Origin of the sequence: Aeromonas sp. Y289-2 (assembly GCF_027705925.1) — a bacterium.
In the GTDB taxonomy this organism is placed as follows: domain Bacteria; phylum Pseudomonadota; class Gammaproteobacteria; order Enterobacterales; family Aeromonadaceae; genus Aeromonas; species Aeromonas veronii.
The window spans coordinates 79,888-95,776 of record NZ_JAPDCH010000004.1; the positions used below are offsets into that span (position 1 = coordinate 79,888).

General features: G+C 58.6%; 15 protein-coding genes and 1 other annotated feature. Of the genes, 7 read left to right on the forward strand and 8 right to left on the reverse strand.

Features of this window, described 5'->3' with window-relative positions:
- The first annotated feature begins 354 nt into the window (after nt 1-354).
- Nucleotides 355-1,836, forward strand: coding sequence for a KAP family P-loop NTPase fold protein (locus tag OKC43_RS08345; protein WP_236271398.1), 1,482 nt, complete (start codon nt 355-357; stop codon nt 1,834-1,836).
- 31 nt (nt 1,837-1,867) lie between these two features.
- Here OKC43_RS08345 and hisIE read toward each other — a convergent pair whose 3' ends face one another.
- The 8 genes from hisIE to hisG are packed head-to-tail and all read right to left on the reverse strand — an operon-like array spanning nt 1,868 to nt 9,121.
- Nucleotides 1,868-2,518 (reverse strand): bifunctional phosphoribosyl-AMP cyclohydrolase/phosphoribosyl-ATP diphosphatase HisIE, encoded by a 651-nt coding sequence (gene hisIE / locus OKC43_RS08350; protein WP_236271399.1) that lies wholly within the window; start codon nt 2,516-2,518, stop codon nt 1,868-1,870.
- Complete coding sequence (gene hisF, locus OKC43_RS08355; protein WP_236271400.1) at nt 2,511-3,284, reverse strand: imidazole glycerol phosphate synthase subunit HisF; 774 nt, start codon at nt 3,282-3,284, stop codon at nt 2,511-2,513. The genes hisIE and hisF overlap by 8 nt, the downstream gene beginning before the upstream one ends.
- On the reverse strand, nt 3,284-4,045 hold the full coding sequence (hisA, locus tag OKC43_RS08360) for a 1-(5-phosphoribosyl)-5-[(5-phosphoribosylamino)methylideneamino]imidazole-4-carboxamide isomerase (RefSeq protein ID WP_043850846.1): 762 nt from the start codon (nt 4,043-4,045) through the stop codon (nt 3,284-3,286). The genes hisF and hisA overlap by 1 nt, the downstream gene beginning before the upstream one ends.
- Nucleotides 4,046-4,050: 5 nt before the next feature.
- Nucleotides 4,051-4,695, reverse strand: a complete 645-nt coding sequence (gene hisH / locus OKC43_RS08365; RefSeq protein WP_236271401.1) for an imidazole glycerol phosphate synthase subunit HisH — start codon at nt 4,693-4,695, stop codon at nt 4,051-4,053.
- The gene (gene hisB, locus OKC43_RS08370; RefSeq protein ID WP_236271402.1) at nt 4,695-5,804 is read right to left on the reverse strand and encodes a bifunctional histidinol-phosphatase/imidazoleglycerol-phosphate dehydratase HisB; all 1,110 of its coding nucleotides are present in this window, start codon (nt 5,802-5,804) and stop codon (nt 4,695-4,697) included. The genes hisH and hisB overlap by 1 nt, the downstream gene beginning before the upstream one ends.
- Nucleotides 5,805-5,819: 15 nt before the next feature.
- Nucleotides 5,820-6,890 carry a histidinol-phosphate transaminase gene (gene hisC, locus OKC43_RS08375; RefSeq protein WP_236271403.1) on the reverse strand — a complete coding sequence of 357 codons (1,071 nt, stop codon included), beginning with the start codon at nt 6,888-6,890 and terminating at the stop codon, nt 5,820-5,822.
- Nucleotides 6,887-8,212 (reverse strand): histidinol dehydrogenase, encoded by a 1,326-nt coding sequence (gene hisD / locus OKC43_RS08380; RefSeq protein WP_236271404.1) that lies wholly within the window; start codon nt 8,210-8,212, stop codon nt 6,887-6,889. The genes hisC and hisD overlap by 4 nt, the downstream gene beginning before the upstream one ends.
- 12 nt (nt 8,213-8,224) lie before the next feature.
- Complete coding sequence (hisG, locus tag OKC43_RS08385; RefSeq protein WP_236271405.1) at nt 8,225-9,121, reverse strand: ATP phosphoribosyltransferase; 897 nt, start codon at nt 9,119-9,121, stop codon at nt 8,225-8,227.
- A 24-nt stretch (nt 9,122-9,145) separates the two neighbouring features.
- Nucleotides 9,146-9,274, reverse strand: a sequence feature (His leader region).
- A gap of 187 nt (nt 9,275-9,461) precedes the next feature.
- Between hisG and OKC43_RS08390 the strand changes: the two genes are divergently transcribed.
- The 6 genes from OKC43_RS08390 to fadD all read left to right on the forward strand — a co-directional run bounded on the left by OKC43_RS08390 (nt 9,462) and on the right by fadD (nt 15,882).
- A complete protein-coding gene (locus tag OKC43_RS08390) occupies nt 9,462-9,707 on the forward strand; it encodes a hypothetical protein (RefSeq protein WP_115521430.1) in 246 nt (81 codons plus the stop codon).
- A 67-nt stretch (nt 9,708-9,774) separates the two neighbouring features.
- Entirely contained in the window at nt 9,775-11,694 is a 1,920-nt protein-coding gene (locus OKC43_RS08395; protein WP_236271406.1) for an ATP-dependent DNA helicase, read from the forward strand.
- Nucleotides 11,695-11,784: 90 nt separating this feature from the next.
- Nucleotides 11,785-12,486, forward strand: a complete 702-nt coding sequence (tsaB, locus tag OKC43_RS08400) for a tRNA (adenosine(37)-N6)-threonylcarbamoyltransferase complex dimerization subunit type 1 TsaB (RefSeq protein ID WP_236271407.1) — start codon at nt 11,785-11,787, stop codon at nt 12,484-12,486.
- Nucleotides 12,487-12,604: 118 nt separating this feature from the next.
- A complete protein-coding gene (locus tag OKC43_RS08405; protein ID WP_236271506.1) occupies nt 12,605-13,120 on the forward strand; it encodes a Slp family lipoprotein in 516 nt (171 codons plus the stop codon).
- 8 nt (nt 13,121-13,128) lie between these two features.
- The gene (locus tag OKC43_RS08410; RefSeq protein ID WP_144713298.1) at nt 13,129-14,007 is read left to right on the forward strand and encodes an alpha/beta fold hydrolase; all 879 of its coding nucleotides are present in this window, start codon (nt 13,129-13,131) and stop codon (nt 14,005-14,007) included.
- 198 nt (nt 14,008-14,205) lie between these two features.
- On the forward strand, nt 14,206-15,882 hold the full coding sequence (gene fadD / locus OKC43_RS08415) for a long-chain-fatty-acid--CoA ligase FadD (protein WP_270804012.1): 1,677 nt from the start codon (nt 14,206-14,208) through the stop codon (nt 15,880-15,882).
- The last annotated feature ends 7 nt before the right edge of the window (nt 15,883-15,889 follow it).

The window sequence follows — 15,889 nt, forward strand, 5'->3', positions numbered from 1 at the left end:
CATCCTTGGGTCGCTACGATGGGTCGGTTGAACAAGACGCGCAACAGAGATCAACAGCTTTAAATAAAGCACCGAACAGGTCAGGTTTCGCGTTTATTTCCGCAAGTTCTGCGCCATGTCACACGGTTGTCATCGTTGGCGAGCTCAAAGGCAATCAACCGAGTCTGTGGCTGTACAGATCACCCTGTTCCCCCCTTTATCGGCCCGGCATTATTGGTTAGCAGCAGAGAAATTAATCAGCAATCAAATGCGCCACCCCGAGCGGCAGAAAGGGCAACAAACAGGTCTTTAATCAAACTATTTTCACTGTGCCCCTGATATCATCCTCAGCAACGCAATATGGAGAGATACGAGATGGCAGTGGCACCGTTTAATTGGGATGACGCAGTTCAGTGGGACGGGCCGGGGGCCATTGCGGGCAGTGAAGAGTTGGCTGGTGATCGGCTTGAACGTGCCCGCTATGCCGACTTTCTGACCAACTACCTCGCCGCCGAAGGCAAGCAACGCAACTATGTGCTCAACCTCAATGCCGAATGGGGGGCAGGGAAAACCTGGTTTATCAAGCGCTGGTATATGGAGCTGAAAGCGCACTATCCCACCGTCTATATCGATGCCTGGCAGCAGGACTTTTCCGATGATCCCTTATTGACGGTGATTTCGTCGATTATTGAACAGCTGAAAGAAGAAGCGGGTAGCCCTCAGCTTTCCCCCTATCTGTCGACCAAATTGGCATCATTGTTAAAAGCAACTGCGCCGATAGTCACCAAGGCTCTGTTTAAAAAAGTCTCTGGCATCAATATCGATGAAGTCCAGGAGGTCATTACGGCTGATGATGCGGGGAAGCTGGTTGAATCTCTCTTTCAAGACACGCGTAAAAAGACAGAAGCAGTACAGTTGCTCAAACACGAAATACAGCAGTGGGTTGGGGCAATCATTGGCAAGAAAAAGAAACAGGCTCCCGCATTTATCCTGATTGATGAGCTGGATCGCTGTCGCCCCTCCTATGCGGTAGAGATGCTGGAAACCATCAAGCATATTTTTGATATTAAGGGCGTGGTCTTTGTGTTGGCAACGGATACCGAGCAGTTGCAGCATGCTATCAAGGTGATTTATGGGGAGGGATTTGATGGTAAAAAATATCTTGAACGATTCTATGATAGCCAACGTACTTTGAAACAAGGCTCTCGTTATGAGATGGCTAAATCAAGATTAGATCTTTATGGCGATGACTTTTGGTTATCAGACAAATTACTTTTGTATCCCAAGATGTCAAAGATGCAGCTTGCTGAAACCATTTCTGATATTTCAAAGGCTTTTGAATTGTCGCTTCGAGATATGCATAGATTAATATCACATCTAGTCGCAATATTAACCAATATTAGGAAAAGCATAGATATTGTTTTCTTGGTGACGCTTTATTGTATTCATCTTAGGAAAAGAGAGGCTTACAATACCTTGTTGATGGAAAGGTATAACTTAAAAAGAGTTCTGTCAGATGGGGGAGACCCAAATTTTGAATGGGTAAAATGGGCACAAAAACTCGATATTCATGCGTTGCAGTCTGTAAGTATTAGTTTTGATCTATCTGGATTAGATAAACGGTGTCAATCTGCAATATCAAAAGTAGATGCTTTAAGTTACTTTGTTTGGTTGTATACTTTAAGTTTTGATTATAATACAGATGTTGAGTTTCTAAATAAGCAAATAGATTCTGGAGTTATGTTTGATAAAACATCATATTCAATGCAGCAGGCAGTGATTCAATTGTTCAATAAACATTCTGATTTCAATATAATGGATTATGATGATTTTTTAATGCTCGGATTTAATGATTAAACGGGCGGTCAGCCCGTTTAATCATTAACGATTATTTATTATGCCGCTCATAAAGCCGCTGAACGACATCCTGTAATCCCAGCCCTTCGTTTTGCAGCAGCACGGTGAGGTGGTAGAGCAGATCGGCGGATTCGTTGATGAGCTCTTCCCGATCCTTGGCCATGGCTGCCAGCGCCACTTCAACACCTTCCTCACCGACCTTCTGGGCGATGCGCTTGGTGCCTTTGCCATAGAGGCTGGCGGTGTAGCTGGTGTCCGGATCGGCCCCTTTGCGGGCGGCCAGCACCTGCTCCAGCTCTGCCAGAAAACCGAGGGGTGGCACCGGGTGGCCGTTAAAGCAGGAGGTTGTGCCCTTGTGGCAGGTAGGGCCGACGGGGTTGGCGGCAATCAGCAGGGAATCCTGATCGCAGTCGGTGCTGATAGCCACGAGTTGGAGCATATTGCCCGAGCTTTCACCCTTGGTCCAGAGCCGCTGTTTGCTGCGGCTAAAGAAGGTGACCTGACCGGTAGTCTGGGTCTTTTCCAGCGCTTCACGGGTCATAAAGCCCTGCATCAGTACCTCGCCGCTGGCGGCGTGCTGGACGATGGCGGGGATCATGCCATCGCATTTTTCCCAGTCGAGTTGCTCGGCAAGGGGGCGCGCGCTGGCGGTGGTTTGTGTGTTATCTGAGAAGTTATTCACGGATGGCGACTCCTTCGGTTTTCAGCCAGCGTTTCAATTCGGGAATGGGGATAAGGCCCTTGTGGAATACAGAGGCGGCCAGCGCCCCATCTACATCGGCGAGGGTAAAGGCATCGCGAAAGTGCACCATGGCACCGGCGCCGCCGGAGGCAATCAGCGGCACCTTGCAGACGCTGCGCACTTGCTTGAGCTGGTCGAGATCATAACCCTGGCGCATGCCGTCCTGATTCATCACGTTCAGCACGATTTCGCCCGCGCCGCGCTTTTGCACCTCCTGCACCCAGTCGAGGGTGTGCCAAGCGGTGGTGCGGGTGCGACTCTCGTCACCGGTAAACTGTTTGACCTGATAGTGGCCCGTCTCGGCATCGAAGTAGGAGTCAATGCCCACCACCACGCACTGCACGCCAAAGCGCTCGGCCAGTCGGCTGATAAGGGTCGGGTCGGCCAGCGCCGGAGAGTTGATGGAGATCTTGTCTGCGCCAAATTCGAGGATCTGGCGGGCGTCTTCCACGCTTTTGATGCCACCGGCGACGCAGAAGGGGATATCGATCACCTCCGCTACCCGGCTCACCCAGCTCTTGTCCACTACCCGGGCATCGCTGGAGGCGGTGATGTCATAGAACACCAGCTCGTCAGCGCCCTCTTCGGCGTAGCGGCGTGCCAGCTCGACTATGCCGCCCATCACCTCGTGGTTGCGAAACTGCACCCCTTTGACCACCACGCCATCCTTCACGTCGAGGCAGGGGATAATGCGTCTTGCCAGCATCAGTTACCTCCTGTGGTAACGGCTGCAGGAGCTTGCCAGCAGGCGATGGCGTCACCCACCGAGAACTTGCCCTCCAGCAGGGCGCGGCCAAGGATGATCCCCTTGACCCCTGAACCCTTGAGCGCCTCGATATCCGCGATGCCGCCAATGCCGCCGGAGGCCTGAAAGGCGACGCTCGGGTAGCGGGCGCAGAGATCCCGATAGAGCTCGACGTTGGTGCCAGCCAGGGTGCCGTCACGGCTGATGTCGGTGCAGAGCACATGCTTGAGCCCGGCGGGGAGGAAGCGCTCGATCAGCGCTTCGATGGTCACGCCGCTGTTCTCCTGCCAGCCTGCCACCGCGATATGGCGATTGCCCTGCTCATCGATATTGACGTCCAGCGCCAGCACGATCTGCTCGGGGCCATATTTCTCCATCCAGCTCGCTACCAGATCCGGGGATTTGACGGCGGTGGAGCCAATCACCACCCGGCTGGCACCGGCGGCCAGCAGATCCGCCACATCCTGCTCGGTACGCACGCCGCCGCCAACTTGTACCGGTGCTTCGGTGGCCGACAGCAGTTGGGTCAGCAGGGGCAGCTGGCGCGCCTTGGCATCCTTGGCACCGTCAAGATCTACCAGATGGAGCTGCACCGCCCCCTGGGAGACATATTCATCGAAGCGGGCCTGCGGGCTGCTGCTGTATTCGGTCTTCTGCTCGTAGTCCCCCTGATAGAGGCGAACCACCTGACCGTTGATAAGGTCAATTGCGGGAATGATCATGCTAGTCACAGCTCCAGAAAATTTTGCAGCAAACGGGCACCGGCTGCGCCTGAGCGCTCCGGGTGGAATTGGGCGCCAAAGAAGTTTTCACGGGCCACAATCGCGGTAAAAGGGTTGCCGTAGTCACAAGTCGCCAGCGTTGCTTCTGTCACCTCCAGCGCATAGGAGTGCACGAAGTAGAAGTAGCTGCCGCTCGGGATCCCCTTGAGCAGAGGATGGCTCTCATCATGCTCAATCTGATTCCAGCCCATATGGGGCAGGCGCATGCTTGACTGGTGTAAGGTGCCCACTTCCATCAACCGGATCTTGCCCGGCACTATGCCGAGACAGTCGATGAGATCGCCTTCACTGCCATTGGCACTCATGCTCTCTTCGGAGGCCTCCGCCAGCATCTGCATGCCGAGGCAAAAGCCCAGCAGCGGCTGCTTGGCGGCGCGAATAAGGGGCACCAGCCCCCGCTCGTTGAGGTTCTTCATGGCGGCTACCGCGGTGCCGACGCCGGGCAGGATCAGCTTGTCCGCCTGCTCGATATCGGCTGCCTGGCTGGAGACCAGCGGCTGCACACCGAGGCGCTCGAACGCCATTCTGACCGAGGCCAGGTTAGCGCAGCCGGTATCGATAATGACCAGCTTCTGCTTGCTCACATCCATCACAGCACTCCCTTGCTGGAGGGAAGCTCGCTCCCTTCCACCCGAATGGCCTGACGCAGGGCGCGGCCAAAGCCTTTGAACAGCGCCTCCACCTGATGGTGGGTGTTGCCGCTGCCCACCTTCATCTGCAATGTGATGGCCATGGCATCCGAGAGGGAGCGGAAGAAGTGGGGCACCATCTCGGTGGCCATCTCACCCACGTTGTCGCGGCCAAAACCGCTCGGGCAGTCGAACACGAAGTAGGGGCGACCGCTGAGATCCAGTGCGGTGCTTACCTCCTGCTCGGTCAGCGGGCGCGCATCGATCACCGCCTGCACTTCGTCCATCGCCAGCACGAAGCCGAAGCGGCCGATACCGCGCTTGTTGCCAAGGGCTTGGCGCAGCGCCTGGCCCAGCGCCAGCCCGACGTCTTCCACCGTGTGGTGATCGTCGATATGCAGATCGCCGCTGACGCTCAGCTTGAGCTGGAAACCGGCGTGGGTGGCAATCTGATCCAGCATGTGATCAAAGAAGCCGATGCCGGTGGCGATCTGGTTGCCGCCGCTGTTGTCGAGATCCACAGCTACCTGAATGCGGGTCTCCTTGGTGTAGCGCTCCACCGAGGCTACGCGCCCCTTGGATAACAGCTGATCACGGATGGCGAGCCAGTTGTGATCCTGCGGGTGGTAGCGAATGCCGCCAATGCCCATGTTCTCGGCCAGCTGCAGATCGGTCTGGCGATCGCCAATCACGAAGGAGTTGGCAAAGTCGATGCGACCCGAGGCGAGGTACTCTTTCACCAGCCCGAGGTGGGGCTTGCGGCAGCTGCAGCCGTCGGTGGGGAAGTGCGGGCAGATCAACACCTGTTCCCACTTCACTCGTTGCGATTCAAACAGGTGCATCATCAGGTCGTGGGGTGGCTGGAAGTTCTCCAGCGGCAGGCTGGCGGTGCCCAGCCCATCCTGATTGGTCACCATCACCAGCACATAGCCAGCGGCCTGCAACTCGCGCAGCACCGGAATGACCATGGGCTCGAAGCGCAGCTTGGCAAGGCTATCCACCTGCTTGTCGGTCACCGGCTCTTCAATCAGGGTGCCGTCGCGGTCGATAAACAAAAACGGGGTCTTCATCGCTACATCCTTGTCTTACAAAGTGGGAGAGGGCAGATCACGCAGTACCGCCAGCACGGCATCCATCTCGCCCTGATAGCCGATGGTGACGCGAATGCTGTTATCAAGGCCGGGTTTGGTCGAGAAATCCCGCAGAATGATGCCGGCGGCCTTCATGGCGGCAAAGACGGCGGTGCCATCCACAAAGCGCACCAGCACGAAGTTGCCCTTGTCTTCGAATACTTCCTTCACGCAGGCAAGCGTTGCCAGCTCTGCCTTGAAGGCGGCTTTTTGCTTGTTGAGCTCTATTACTCGCTCGCGCATCAGCTCCAGCCCCATGGGGGAGAGGGCCTGCGCCGCGATCTGGGCGATGGGCTCGGGGATGGGATAGGGGGCGATCACCTTGGCCAGCATGGCGATCACCTCGGGGCTTGCCAGCGTAAAGCCGCAGCGGATCCCCGCCAGGGCAAAAGCCTTGGAGAGGGTGCGGGTCACCACCAGATTGGGGAAGCGGGCCAGCAGGTCCACCACGGACGCCTCGGGGCAGAACTCGATATAGGCCTCGTCCACCACCACGATGGCGCGATCCCGAGCTTTTTCCAGCAGGGCGATGAGGCCGTCGCGCCCCACCAGATCCCCGGTGGGGTTGTTGGGGGAGCAGAGAAACACCAGTTTCACATCAGACAGACGGTCCGCGATGGCGGGCCAGTCCGGCTGGCGGCTGGCGGTTAGCGGCTGCTCGACGATGCCGACGCCACAGGTCTCGGCGCTGATGGCGTACATGCCGTAGGTGGGCGGGCAGATGAGGATCTGATCTTCACCCGCTTCGCAGAAGGTGCGAATAAGCAGCTCGATGGCCTCGTCGGCGCCGCGGCTCACCAGCACCTGATCGGGATTGACCCCGGCGTAGGCGGCATAGCCGTTCACCACCTCGGCCGGTTGGCACTCGGGGTAGCGGTTGAGGCGGCTCCCCTCGATGGTAAAGGGATAGGCCTGCGGTGCCTCGTTGGCGTTGAGCCAGACGTGGCCCTTGCCGCCGATGCGGCGGGCGGATTGATAAGGGGTGAGGGCCCGCACCACGCGGCGCGCCAGATTGGCAATGCTCATGACAAATCCTTCTGCTGTGCTGTTGGTTGGGGCGCGGCGGCCAGGGCGTTCAACCTGAGGGTGACTGCATTTTTGTGGCCATCGAGCCCCTCGGCCTGGGCGATACGCTCGACGATAGGGCCAAGGCCGCGAATACCTTCGGCGCTCAGCTCCTGCACCGTGTAGCGGCGCTGATAATCGGCGAGGCCAAGGCTCGAGCAGGTGCGGGCATAGCCATAAGTGGGCAGGGTGTGGTTGGTGCCGCTGGCGTAATCGCCGACCGATTCCGGTGTCCATGCTCCCAGAAAGATGGAGCCGGCATTCTCAAGCTGGTCCAGCAGCTCGCGCGGGGCTCGGGTCTGCACAATCAGGTGCTCCGGCGCGTAGGCGTTGGAGATGACACATGCCTCGGCCAGATCGTCACAGAGGATCACCAGACTGCTACCGAGCGCCTGCGCGGCGATATCCCGGCGGCTCAGCTTGGTCAGCTGGCTTTTAATTTCCCCTGCGATGGCATCGGCCAGCAGGGGCGAGGTAGTGACCAGCACTACCTGGCTGTCGGGGCCATGCTCGGCCTGGGAGAGCAGATCCGCCGCCACGAAGGCCGGGTTGGCGCTCTCGTCAGCAATCACCAGCACCTCGGAGGGGCCTGCGGGCATGTCGATGGCAGCGCCACGCCAGTCGCGAGAAACTTGCCCCTTGGCCTCGGTCACATAGGCGTTGCCCGGGCCGAAGATCTTGTCCACCTTGGGGATGCTTTCGGTGCCGTAAGCCATCGCCGCGATGGCCTGCGCGCCGCCGATGGCGAACACCTTCTCGACCCCGCAGGCGCGGGCGGCAAACAGGATCTCGTCGCTGGCGGGGGACGGGGTGCAGAGCACCACTTCACGGCAACCGGCGATAGCAGCCGGAATAGCCAGCATCATCACGGTGGAGGGGAGCGGTGCGCTGCCCCCGGGTACGTAGAGACCGACCCGGCTGATTGGCTGGGAGCGCAGCTCGCACACCACCCCGGGTTGGGTTTCCACCCGCACTACCTGCTGCAGTTGCGCGGCGTGGAAGGTGCGAATATTGGCAATGGCCGCTTCGATGGCGCTTTTGATGTCGTTATCCAGCCGCGCGCAGGCGGCTTCAATTTCAGCCTCGCTAACGCGCAGCTGCTCACGGGGGGCGCGCTCGAAGCGCTGGCTCAGCTCGCGCAGAGCCTCATCGCCACGGCTACGCACCGCGGCGATGATCTCTTTGACCACGGCGCCGATATCGGCCTCGTCATTGAGAGCGGGCCGGGTCAGTACATCGGCCTGCTGGGCGGGGGAGAGGGTCTTCCAGATCAAGGTCTGCATGATGTCCCTTCCTTATTCCATCATCTTTTCGATGGGCAGCACCAGAATGGAGCTGGCGCCGAGGGCCTTGAGCTGCTCCATGGTCTCCCAGAACAGGGTCTCGCTGGAGACGACGTGCAGCGCCACCTGATTGGTGTCACCGGCCAGCTGCATGATGGTGGGGCGCTCGGCACCCGGCAGCAGATCGGTGATGGCATCGAGCTTCTCTTTGGGGGCGTGCAGCATGATGTACTTGCTCTCGCGGGCCTGCTGCATCCCCTGAATGCGGGGCAGCAATTTGTCGATGAGCTTCTGCTTGGCATCGGACAAGGGGTTGGGGGCCTGTACCAGTACCGCCTTGGAGCGGTAGATCACCTCCACCTCTTTGAGGCCGTTGGCCTCCAGGGTCGCGCCGGTGGAAACCAGATCGCAGATGGCATCGGCCAGACCCGCGCGGGGCGCCACTTCCACCGAGCCGCCCAGCATCACGCTCTTGAAGCCAAGGCCCTTTTCGTCAAAGAAGCGCTTGAGCAGCCCGGGGTAGGAGGTGGCAATGCGCTTGCCCGCCAGACTCTGTGGCCCTGTGTAGGTCACATCTTCCGGTACCGCCAGTGAGAGGCGGCAGCCACCAAAGTCCAGCTGCTTGAGGGTTTTGACCTCCGCAGGCAATCCTTGTGAAGCGCGAATAAGCTGCACCTCTTCCAGCACGTTCTCGCCGATGATGCCAAGGTCGACCACCCCTTCCATCACCAGACCCGGGATGTCGTCATCACGCACCCGCAGGATATCGATGGGCATGTTCTCGACATGGGCGATAAGGCGCTGCTCGCGCAGGTTGATCTTGAGGCCACAGCTCTTGAACAGGGCTTGGGAGTCCTGGCTCAGACGACCGGACTTTTGCATGGCGATACGCAGACGTTGTGTTTCCATTGCTCGATTTCCTTCTAGTCAAAAACGAAAAAACCCTCGGAAGTGGGTGCTTCCGAGGGTTTATGAATCTTGCGGTCCTTTTGGAAGTCACCAGTTAAGTGTCTTCCAGCAGTCAACCTCCTGAAAGACTAGTCGGGATGATGATGGTGGTGATGAGTCTTCAGGGTGGTGAACTTCATGTAATCAATCCTTTACAAAATAAGATGTCGTAATTGACGCCTGATTTAAACTACCTGCCTTGACAGAAAATGCAACCCGAAATTGTGATTTGATCGATTAAAGTGGCGAAAACGGTTTTCTGGTCGATAACTAGACAATAACCCCTGCAGGAGTCGCCATCATGCCCAGCCAGGACCTGTTGTTCCCCATTTTGCCCCGGGCGCCTGCCGCGCCCGGCAGCGAAGAGATCAAGCGGGAAGTGAACCAGATCAGCAAAAAGCACCAGCTGCGCAAGACCAGCACTGACAACAGTGACTCCCAGCAGCGCCAGCAGGCATATAACACGCCAGCCAAGCGTGATCAGCCCAAGGCGGAGGAGGGCGATCACAAGCCGGATCCCGATCATCAGATCGATCTGTTCGTCTAGGCAGATTATCTGTCCCGCTTTTGCCGCGCTTTTGGCATAATGGCCGCTTTTGCTGCGGGACGTCCTTTTGACCATCCAGACCCTGTTCAAGCCAGATGGCCCTCTGGCCAGCCATATCGACGGTTTCAAAGCCCGCGCTCCCCAACTGGAGATGGCCGAAGCGGTCGCGCGCGCCATCAAAAGTGGTGGCCGTCTGCTGGTTGAGGCGGGGACCGGTACCGGCAAGACCTACGCCTATCTGGTGCCTGCGCTGGAGTCCGGCAAGCGGGTGGTGATCAGCACCGGCTCCAAGAACCTGCAGGAGCAGCTCTTCTATCGGGATCTCCCGACCATCACCGGCGCGCTCTCCTACACCCCGCCAGTGGCCCTGCTCAAGGGGCGCAGCAACTATCTCTGCATCGAGCGGATGAACCGGCTCTTGAGCGAATCCCATCTGCAAAAGCCGGAAGTGCTTAATGATCTGGTGAAGGTCAAATCCTGGTCCACGGCTACCGATAACGGCGATGTGGGGGACATCCCAGGGTTGCAGGAAAACGCCGAGATCCTCACCCACGTCACCAGCACCAACGATAACTGTCTCGGTCGCGACTGCCCCTATTACGACGACTGCCATCTGGTGGTGGCCCGACGCCGCGCCATGGATGCCCAGGTGGTGGTGATCAATCATCACCTCTTCTTCGCCGATATGGCGGTGAAAGACACCGGATTTGGCGAGTTGGTGCCGGAAGCACAAGTCTATGTGTTTGATGAAGCCCATCAGCTGCCGGAGATCGTCACCAACTACTTCGGCAAGTCGGTAGGCAGCCGAACGATTCAGGATCTGGCGCAGGATATCCAGCTGGCCTATCGGGCAGAGGCGCACGACATGGCCCAGCTTGGCAAGGCGGCGGACCGGCTCGCTATCGCCAGTCAGGATCTGCGTCTTGCCTTCGGAGTGGATGGCGGTCGCGGCAATACCCGCGACATGCTGCGCCAGCCGCTCTGGGGTCAGGCCTTGGCTCGTCTCAACGATGCCATCGGGCTCTGCTACGAAGTGCTGAAACTGGCTCTCGGCCGTGGCGAGCAGCTGGATCACGCCTTCGAGCGTATCAGTGAACTGCGCACCCGCCTGGGTGAAGTGCTGGCGGTTAACCAGACCGGTTTCTCCTACTGGTACGACTGCTCACGGCTTCATTTCACCCTCAATCTGACGCCGCTCTCGGTGGCCGAGCGATTCAGTGCCGAGGTGCAAAGACCGGAAGTGGCATGGGTCTTTACCTCCGCCACCCTGACGGTGGATATGCGGTTTGATCACTTCAAGGCCGAGCTGGGGTTGGCGGGCAGCGCCGAGCTGATCCTCGACAGCCCGTTCGACTATGGCGAGCAGGCGCGGCTCTGTGTGCCCCGCTATCTGCCGGAGCCCAACGCCTTTGGTCGCGGCGAGCAGCTGGCCAATCTGATGATCCCGCTTATCAACAAGACACCGGGCGGCTGTTTCTTCCTTTGCACCAGCCATCAGGTGATGCGTCAGGTGGCCGAGGTGCTGCGCCGGGAAATTGGCCGCACCGTCTTGTTGCAGGGGGAGGACAACAAGCAACGGTTGCTCAAGGAGTTTGTCGAGAACGGCCGTGCAGTACTGGTGGCGACCAGCAGCTTCTGGGAGGGGATCGACGTGAGAGGGGCGGCGTTGTCGTGTGTTATCATCGACAAACTGCCGTTTGCCAGCCCTGATGATCCGCTGCTCAAGGCGCGGGTGGATGATTGCAAGCTTAAGGGGGGTGATCCCTTCGCTGAGCTGCAGTTGCCCAAGGCGGTGATTGCCCTCAAACAGGGGGTGGGGCGGCTCATTCGTGATCGCAGTGATCACGGGGTGCTGGTGATCTGTGATCCCCGAATGGTTAACAAACCTTATGGCGCCACCTTTATCAAGAGTCTGCCCGCCATCCCCCGTACCCGGGAGTTGGGAACGTTGGGGAGTTTTTTCGATCGCACTGAACGCGGTGAATAAGTGTGCCGCCAGCTAACAGATTTGAACAACGGGTGAGCATATCTCGCTTGCCGATTATGTAATTGACTGATTTTATAGAGATTGGAAAGCATGAACGAGTTGAAGATCCTGGCCGTTGATACCGCCACCGAAGCCTGCTCCGCCGCCCTGCTGGTGGGTGACAAGCTGTTCTCCCGCTGGGAGGAGGCGCCACGGGATCACACCCGAAAAATCCTGCCCATGGTTCAGGCTGTGTTAGAGGATGCCGGGATAAGTTTGAGTGACCTCGATGCCATCGCGTTCGGCCGCGGCCCGGGCTCCTTTACCGGCGTGCGGATCGGCATCAGTGTGGCACAGGGGCTGGCGTTTGGTGCGGGTGTGCCGCTGATTGGCATCTCGACCCTGGCCGCCATGGCGCAAGGCGCCTATCGACGGGATGGCGCCGAGCAGGTGCTGACCGCCATCGATGCGCGGATGAACGAGGTCTATTTCGGCCGCTATGAGCTCATTGATGGCCGCATGCAGCTGGTGGGGGACGAGGTGGTGAGCGAACCCGCGGCACTGGTTGACGTCCGTGGCAAGCTGGCGGGCCCTGTGACCTGCGTCGGCACCGGTTTTGAAACCTATGGCGAGACCCTGAGTGGTCTGGCCGATGAGCTGGCGGAGAGTCAGGTGCGCTTCCCGGCGGCAGAGGACATGCTGCCGCTGGCCCGCGCCGCCTGGCTGGCGGGGGAGGCGGTGCCTGTGGAGCAGGCGACGCCGGTCTATTTGCGTGACAAGGTGACCTGGAAAAAACTGCCGGGTCGCGAATAAGGGCAGGAGCACTGACGTCATGTCGCTCTTGCCGCTCATCAGCTGCAACACAAGCGGATGGCCCGACGGGCCACGCCGGCAACAGGAGAGTGACATGATGCGTAATACCAGAAGCGACATGATGAAACGCACTATGGTGGTCGGGGCGCTGGCCCTGCTGCTCGGGGCCTGTAGCTCGGTTCCCAAGGAGCTGGCCTATGAGCCTGAAAACCAGCTGGTGGCCTATCAGCCCGCCCTTGGCGGGATGGAGGGCAAACCGGCCCGCTGGAGCGGCGTTATCTCGGCGGTGCACAACAAGGCGGATCAGAGCGTTATTGAAGTGGTCTATCTGCCGCTCAAGTCCAACGGTGTACCGGAGCAGACCGAGCAAAGCCCGGGCCGTTTTCTGGCCATCATGAAGGGTTTTGTCGATCCGACCCTCTATGCCAAGGGGCGCAGCCTGACGGTGCTCGGTACCATAGGCCAACCGGTTGATAGCCAGATTGGCGAGCACAAGTACCGTTTCTCTGTGCTCAATGTGACGGGCAGCAAGCTGTGGCCGCCAGTCAAGGAGGTGGAGGTGCGCTATATGGACCCCTACTTCTACGACCCCTTCGATGATCCCTTCTGGCCGAGACGGCCGCTGCGTCGCTAAGGCTTGCCATGATCAACAGCATCAAAAGCACTCTGCACGAACGTCTGCTCACCTTGGCAGATGGGCGGCGGGTAGCCCTGCTGGATAACCAGTCTGCGGAGCATGATCAGCAGGGCAAACCTCTGCTGATCGCCCTGCATGGCTGGCTCGACAATAGCGCCAGCTTCTTGCCGCTGGCGCCGCATCTGGGTGATTTTCACCTCATCTGTGTCGATCTGCCGGGACATGGTCACTCCGATCACAAAACTACCCCCTATGTCTTTGTCGACTGGCTGGACGATCTCTACCAGATCGTGCAGGCGGCAGGGTGGTCGCGCTTCACTCTGCTCGGTCACTCCCTCGGGGCGTTGATCGCCTCCGCCTATGCCGGGGTGTTCCCCGAACAGGTGGAGCGGTTGATCATGCTGGAGGGGCTGGGGCCGCTGAGCCAGCCCGATGAGGAGGTACCTGCCCAGCTGCGACGTGCGATTTTAAACCGCAGTCGCACCCGGGAGCGCAGTGCCAACGGCTTTGCCTCCATCGATGAGGCTGTCGCCGCCCGTTGCAAAGTGGCGGATATCACGCCGCAGGCGGCGCGTCTTATCTGTGAGCGGCAGCTTGAAGAGCGGGCAGGGCGCTGGCACTGGCGCAGCGATCCTCGTTTGCGGGATCTGTCGCCCCTGAGAATGAGCGAAGGGCAAGCTCGGGCATTGATGGCGGCTATCCGCTGTCCTGTGCTGTTGATTCAGGGGGAGCAGGGCTTTGCTGCACTTGAAGCCCAATGGCAGGCCCGTCAGGATGCCTTCCAGCAGATCGAGCGGGTCATATTGGGTGGAAACCACCATTTTCATATGGAAAATTCGGTTGATACGGCCGTTTGTATCGTAAAGTTTTGTCAAGTTCGGTAGAATCGCCAGCTTTCAATAATTCCAGGTTTGTTTTCTCCCTCACATTTTTCTGTTGTTAATTTGCTGTTAATTGATGTTGCGCTGTGTAAATATGTGCGGCATTAGAGCATCAGCTTAAAACAACCGATTAAAATGGATGTGAACCGGGACGGAGGCAACACAGTGAGCGCACAGGTGCTAGTTATGCAGGAGAAGTTTGTGGAAAAAGTCTGGCTGAAATGTTATCCGGAAGGGGTCCCCGCCGAGATCAATCCAGACCAATACAGCTCCCTGGTCGAGATGTTCGAATCCTCGGTGACCCAGTTTGCCGATCAGCCCGCCTTCGTCAACATGGGCCAAACCATCACCTACCGCCGGCTGGAAGAGCAGTCCCGCGCCTTTGCTGCCTACCTGCAAAACGAGCTGAAGCTGGAGAAAGGGGATCGGGTTGCGGTGATGATGCCTAACCTGCTGCAATACCCCATCGCCGTGTTCGGCATCCTGCGCGCCGGCATGATCGTGGTCAACGTTAACCCGCTCTATACCCCGCGCGAGCTGGAGCATCAGCTCAAAGATTCCGGTGCCAAGGCCATCGTCATCGTCTCCAACTTCGCCCATACCCTGGAAAAGGTGGTCTACGACACCCCGATCAAGCACGTTATCCTGACCCGGATGGGGGACAACTTGGGGCTGGCCAAGGGCACCCTGGTCAACTTCGTGGTCAAGTACGTCAAGAAGCTGGTGCCGAAATACAATCTGCCCCACGCCACCACCATGCGTCAGGCCCTCTCCAAGGGGCGTTTCCTGCAGTACATCAAGCCGGAGATCACCAACGACGATCTCGCCTTCCTGCAGTACACCGGTGGCACCACCGGCCTTTCCAAAGGGGCCATGCTGACCCATCGCAACATGATTGCCAACGTCGAGCAGTGCCTCGGCGTCTACGGCCCCATGCTGGAGCGTGGCAAGGAGTTCGTGGTCACCGCATTGCCCCTCTATCACGTCTTCGCCCTGACCGTGAACTGCCTGCTCTTTATGCGTATCGGCGGTTACAACCTGCTGATCAGCAACCCGCGCGACATTCCGGGCTTTGTCAAGGAGATCAAGAAGTACCCCTTCACCTGCATTACCGGGGTTAACACCCTGTTCAATGCGCTGGTCAACAACGAAGAGTTTCAGGGGATCGCCTTTGACAAGCTCAAGCTGACCATCGGTGGCGGCATGGCGGTGCAGCGCGCGGTCGCGGAGAAGTGGAAGACGCTGACCGATACCCCGCTGCTGGAAGGCTATGGCCTGACCGAGTGTTCGCCACTGGTGAGCGTCTGCCCCTACGATCTGACTGATTACAACGGTTCCATCGGTCTGCCGGTCTGCTCTACCGAGATCCGGCTGGTAGATGACAACGGTCAGGTGATCCACGCCCTCGGCACCCCGGGCGAGATGCAGGTGCGCGGCCCGCAGGTGATGGTGGGCTACTGGCAGCGCCCCGAGGCGACTGCTGAAGTGATGCAGGATGGCTGGCTCTGTACCGGTGATATCGCGGTGTGCGACGAGCAGGGCTTCTTCAAGATCGTTGACCGCAAGAAGGACATGATCCTGGTCTCCGGTTTCAACGTCTATCCGAACGAGATCGAAGATGTCGTTGCCCTGCACCCGAAAGTGTTGGAAGTGGCCGCCGTGGGTGTGCCGCACAAGGTCTCCGGCGAGTTGGTGAAGATCTTTGTGGTCAAGAAAGATGCCAAATTGCAGGAGGACGAGATTATTGCCCACTGCCGCAAACATCTGACTGCCTATAAGGTGCCGAAACTGGTAGAATTTCGTGACGAACTTCCCAAGACCAATGTGGGCAAGATCCTGCGCCGCGTACTGCGCGACGAGGAGATTGCCAAGCAATAACCGGATT

Coding starts and splice junctions, on each gene's coding strand:
- OKC43_RS08345 (WP_236271398.1), top strand. CDS start 355: ATGGCAGTGGCACCGTTTAATTGGGATGACGCAGTTCAGTGGGACGGG.
- hisF (WP_236271400.1), bottom strand. CDS start 3,284: ATGCTGGCAAGACGCATTATCCCCTGCCTCGACGTGAAGGATGGCGTG.
- hisA (WP_043850846.1), bottom strand. CDS start 4,045: ATGATCATTCCCGCAATTGACCTTATCAACGGTCAGGTGGTTCGCCTC.
- hisH (WP_236271401.1), bottom strand. CDS start 4,695: ATGGATGTGAGCAAGCAGAAGCTGGTCATTATCGATACCGGCTGCGCT.
- hisB (WP_236271402.1), bottom strand. CDS start 5,804: ATGAAGACCCCGTTTTTGTTTATCGACCGCGACGGCACCCTGATTGAA.
- hisC (WP_236271403.1), bottom strand. CDS start 6,890: ATGAGCATTGCCAATCTGGCGCGCCGCGTGGTGCGGGCCCTCACCCCT.
- hisD (WP_236271404.1), bottom strand. CDS start 8,212: ATGCAGACCTTGATCTGGAAGACCCTCTCCCCCGCCCAGCAGGCCGAT.
- hisG (WP_236271405.1), bottom strand. CDS start 9,121: ATGGAAACACAACGTCTGCGTATCGCCATGCAAAAGTCCGGTCGTCTG.
- OKC43_RS08390 (WP_115521430.1), top strand. CDS start 9,462: ATGCCCAGCCAGGACCTGTTGTTCCCCATTTTGCCCCGGGCGCCTGCC.
- tsaB (WP_236271407.1), top strand. CDS start 11,785: ATGAACGAGTTGAAGATCCTGGCCGTTGATACCGCCACCGAAGCCTGC.
- OKC43_RS08405 (WP_236271506.1), top strand. CDS start 12,605: ATGATGAAACGCACTATGGTGGTCGGGGCGCTGGCCCTGCTGCTCGGG.
- OKC43_RS08410 (WP_144713298.1), top strand. CDS start 13,129: ATGATCAACAGCATCAAAAGCACTCTGCACGAACGTCTGCTCACCTTG.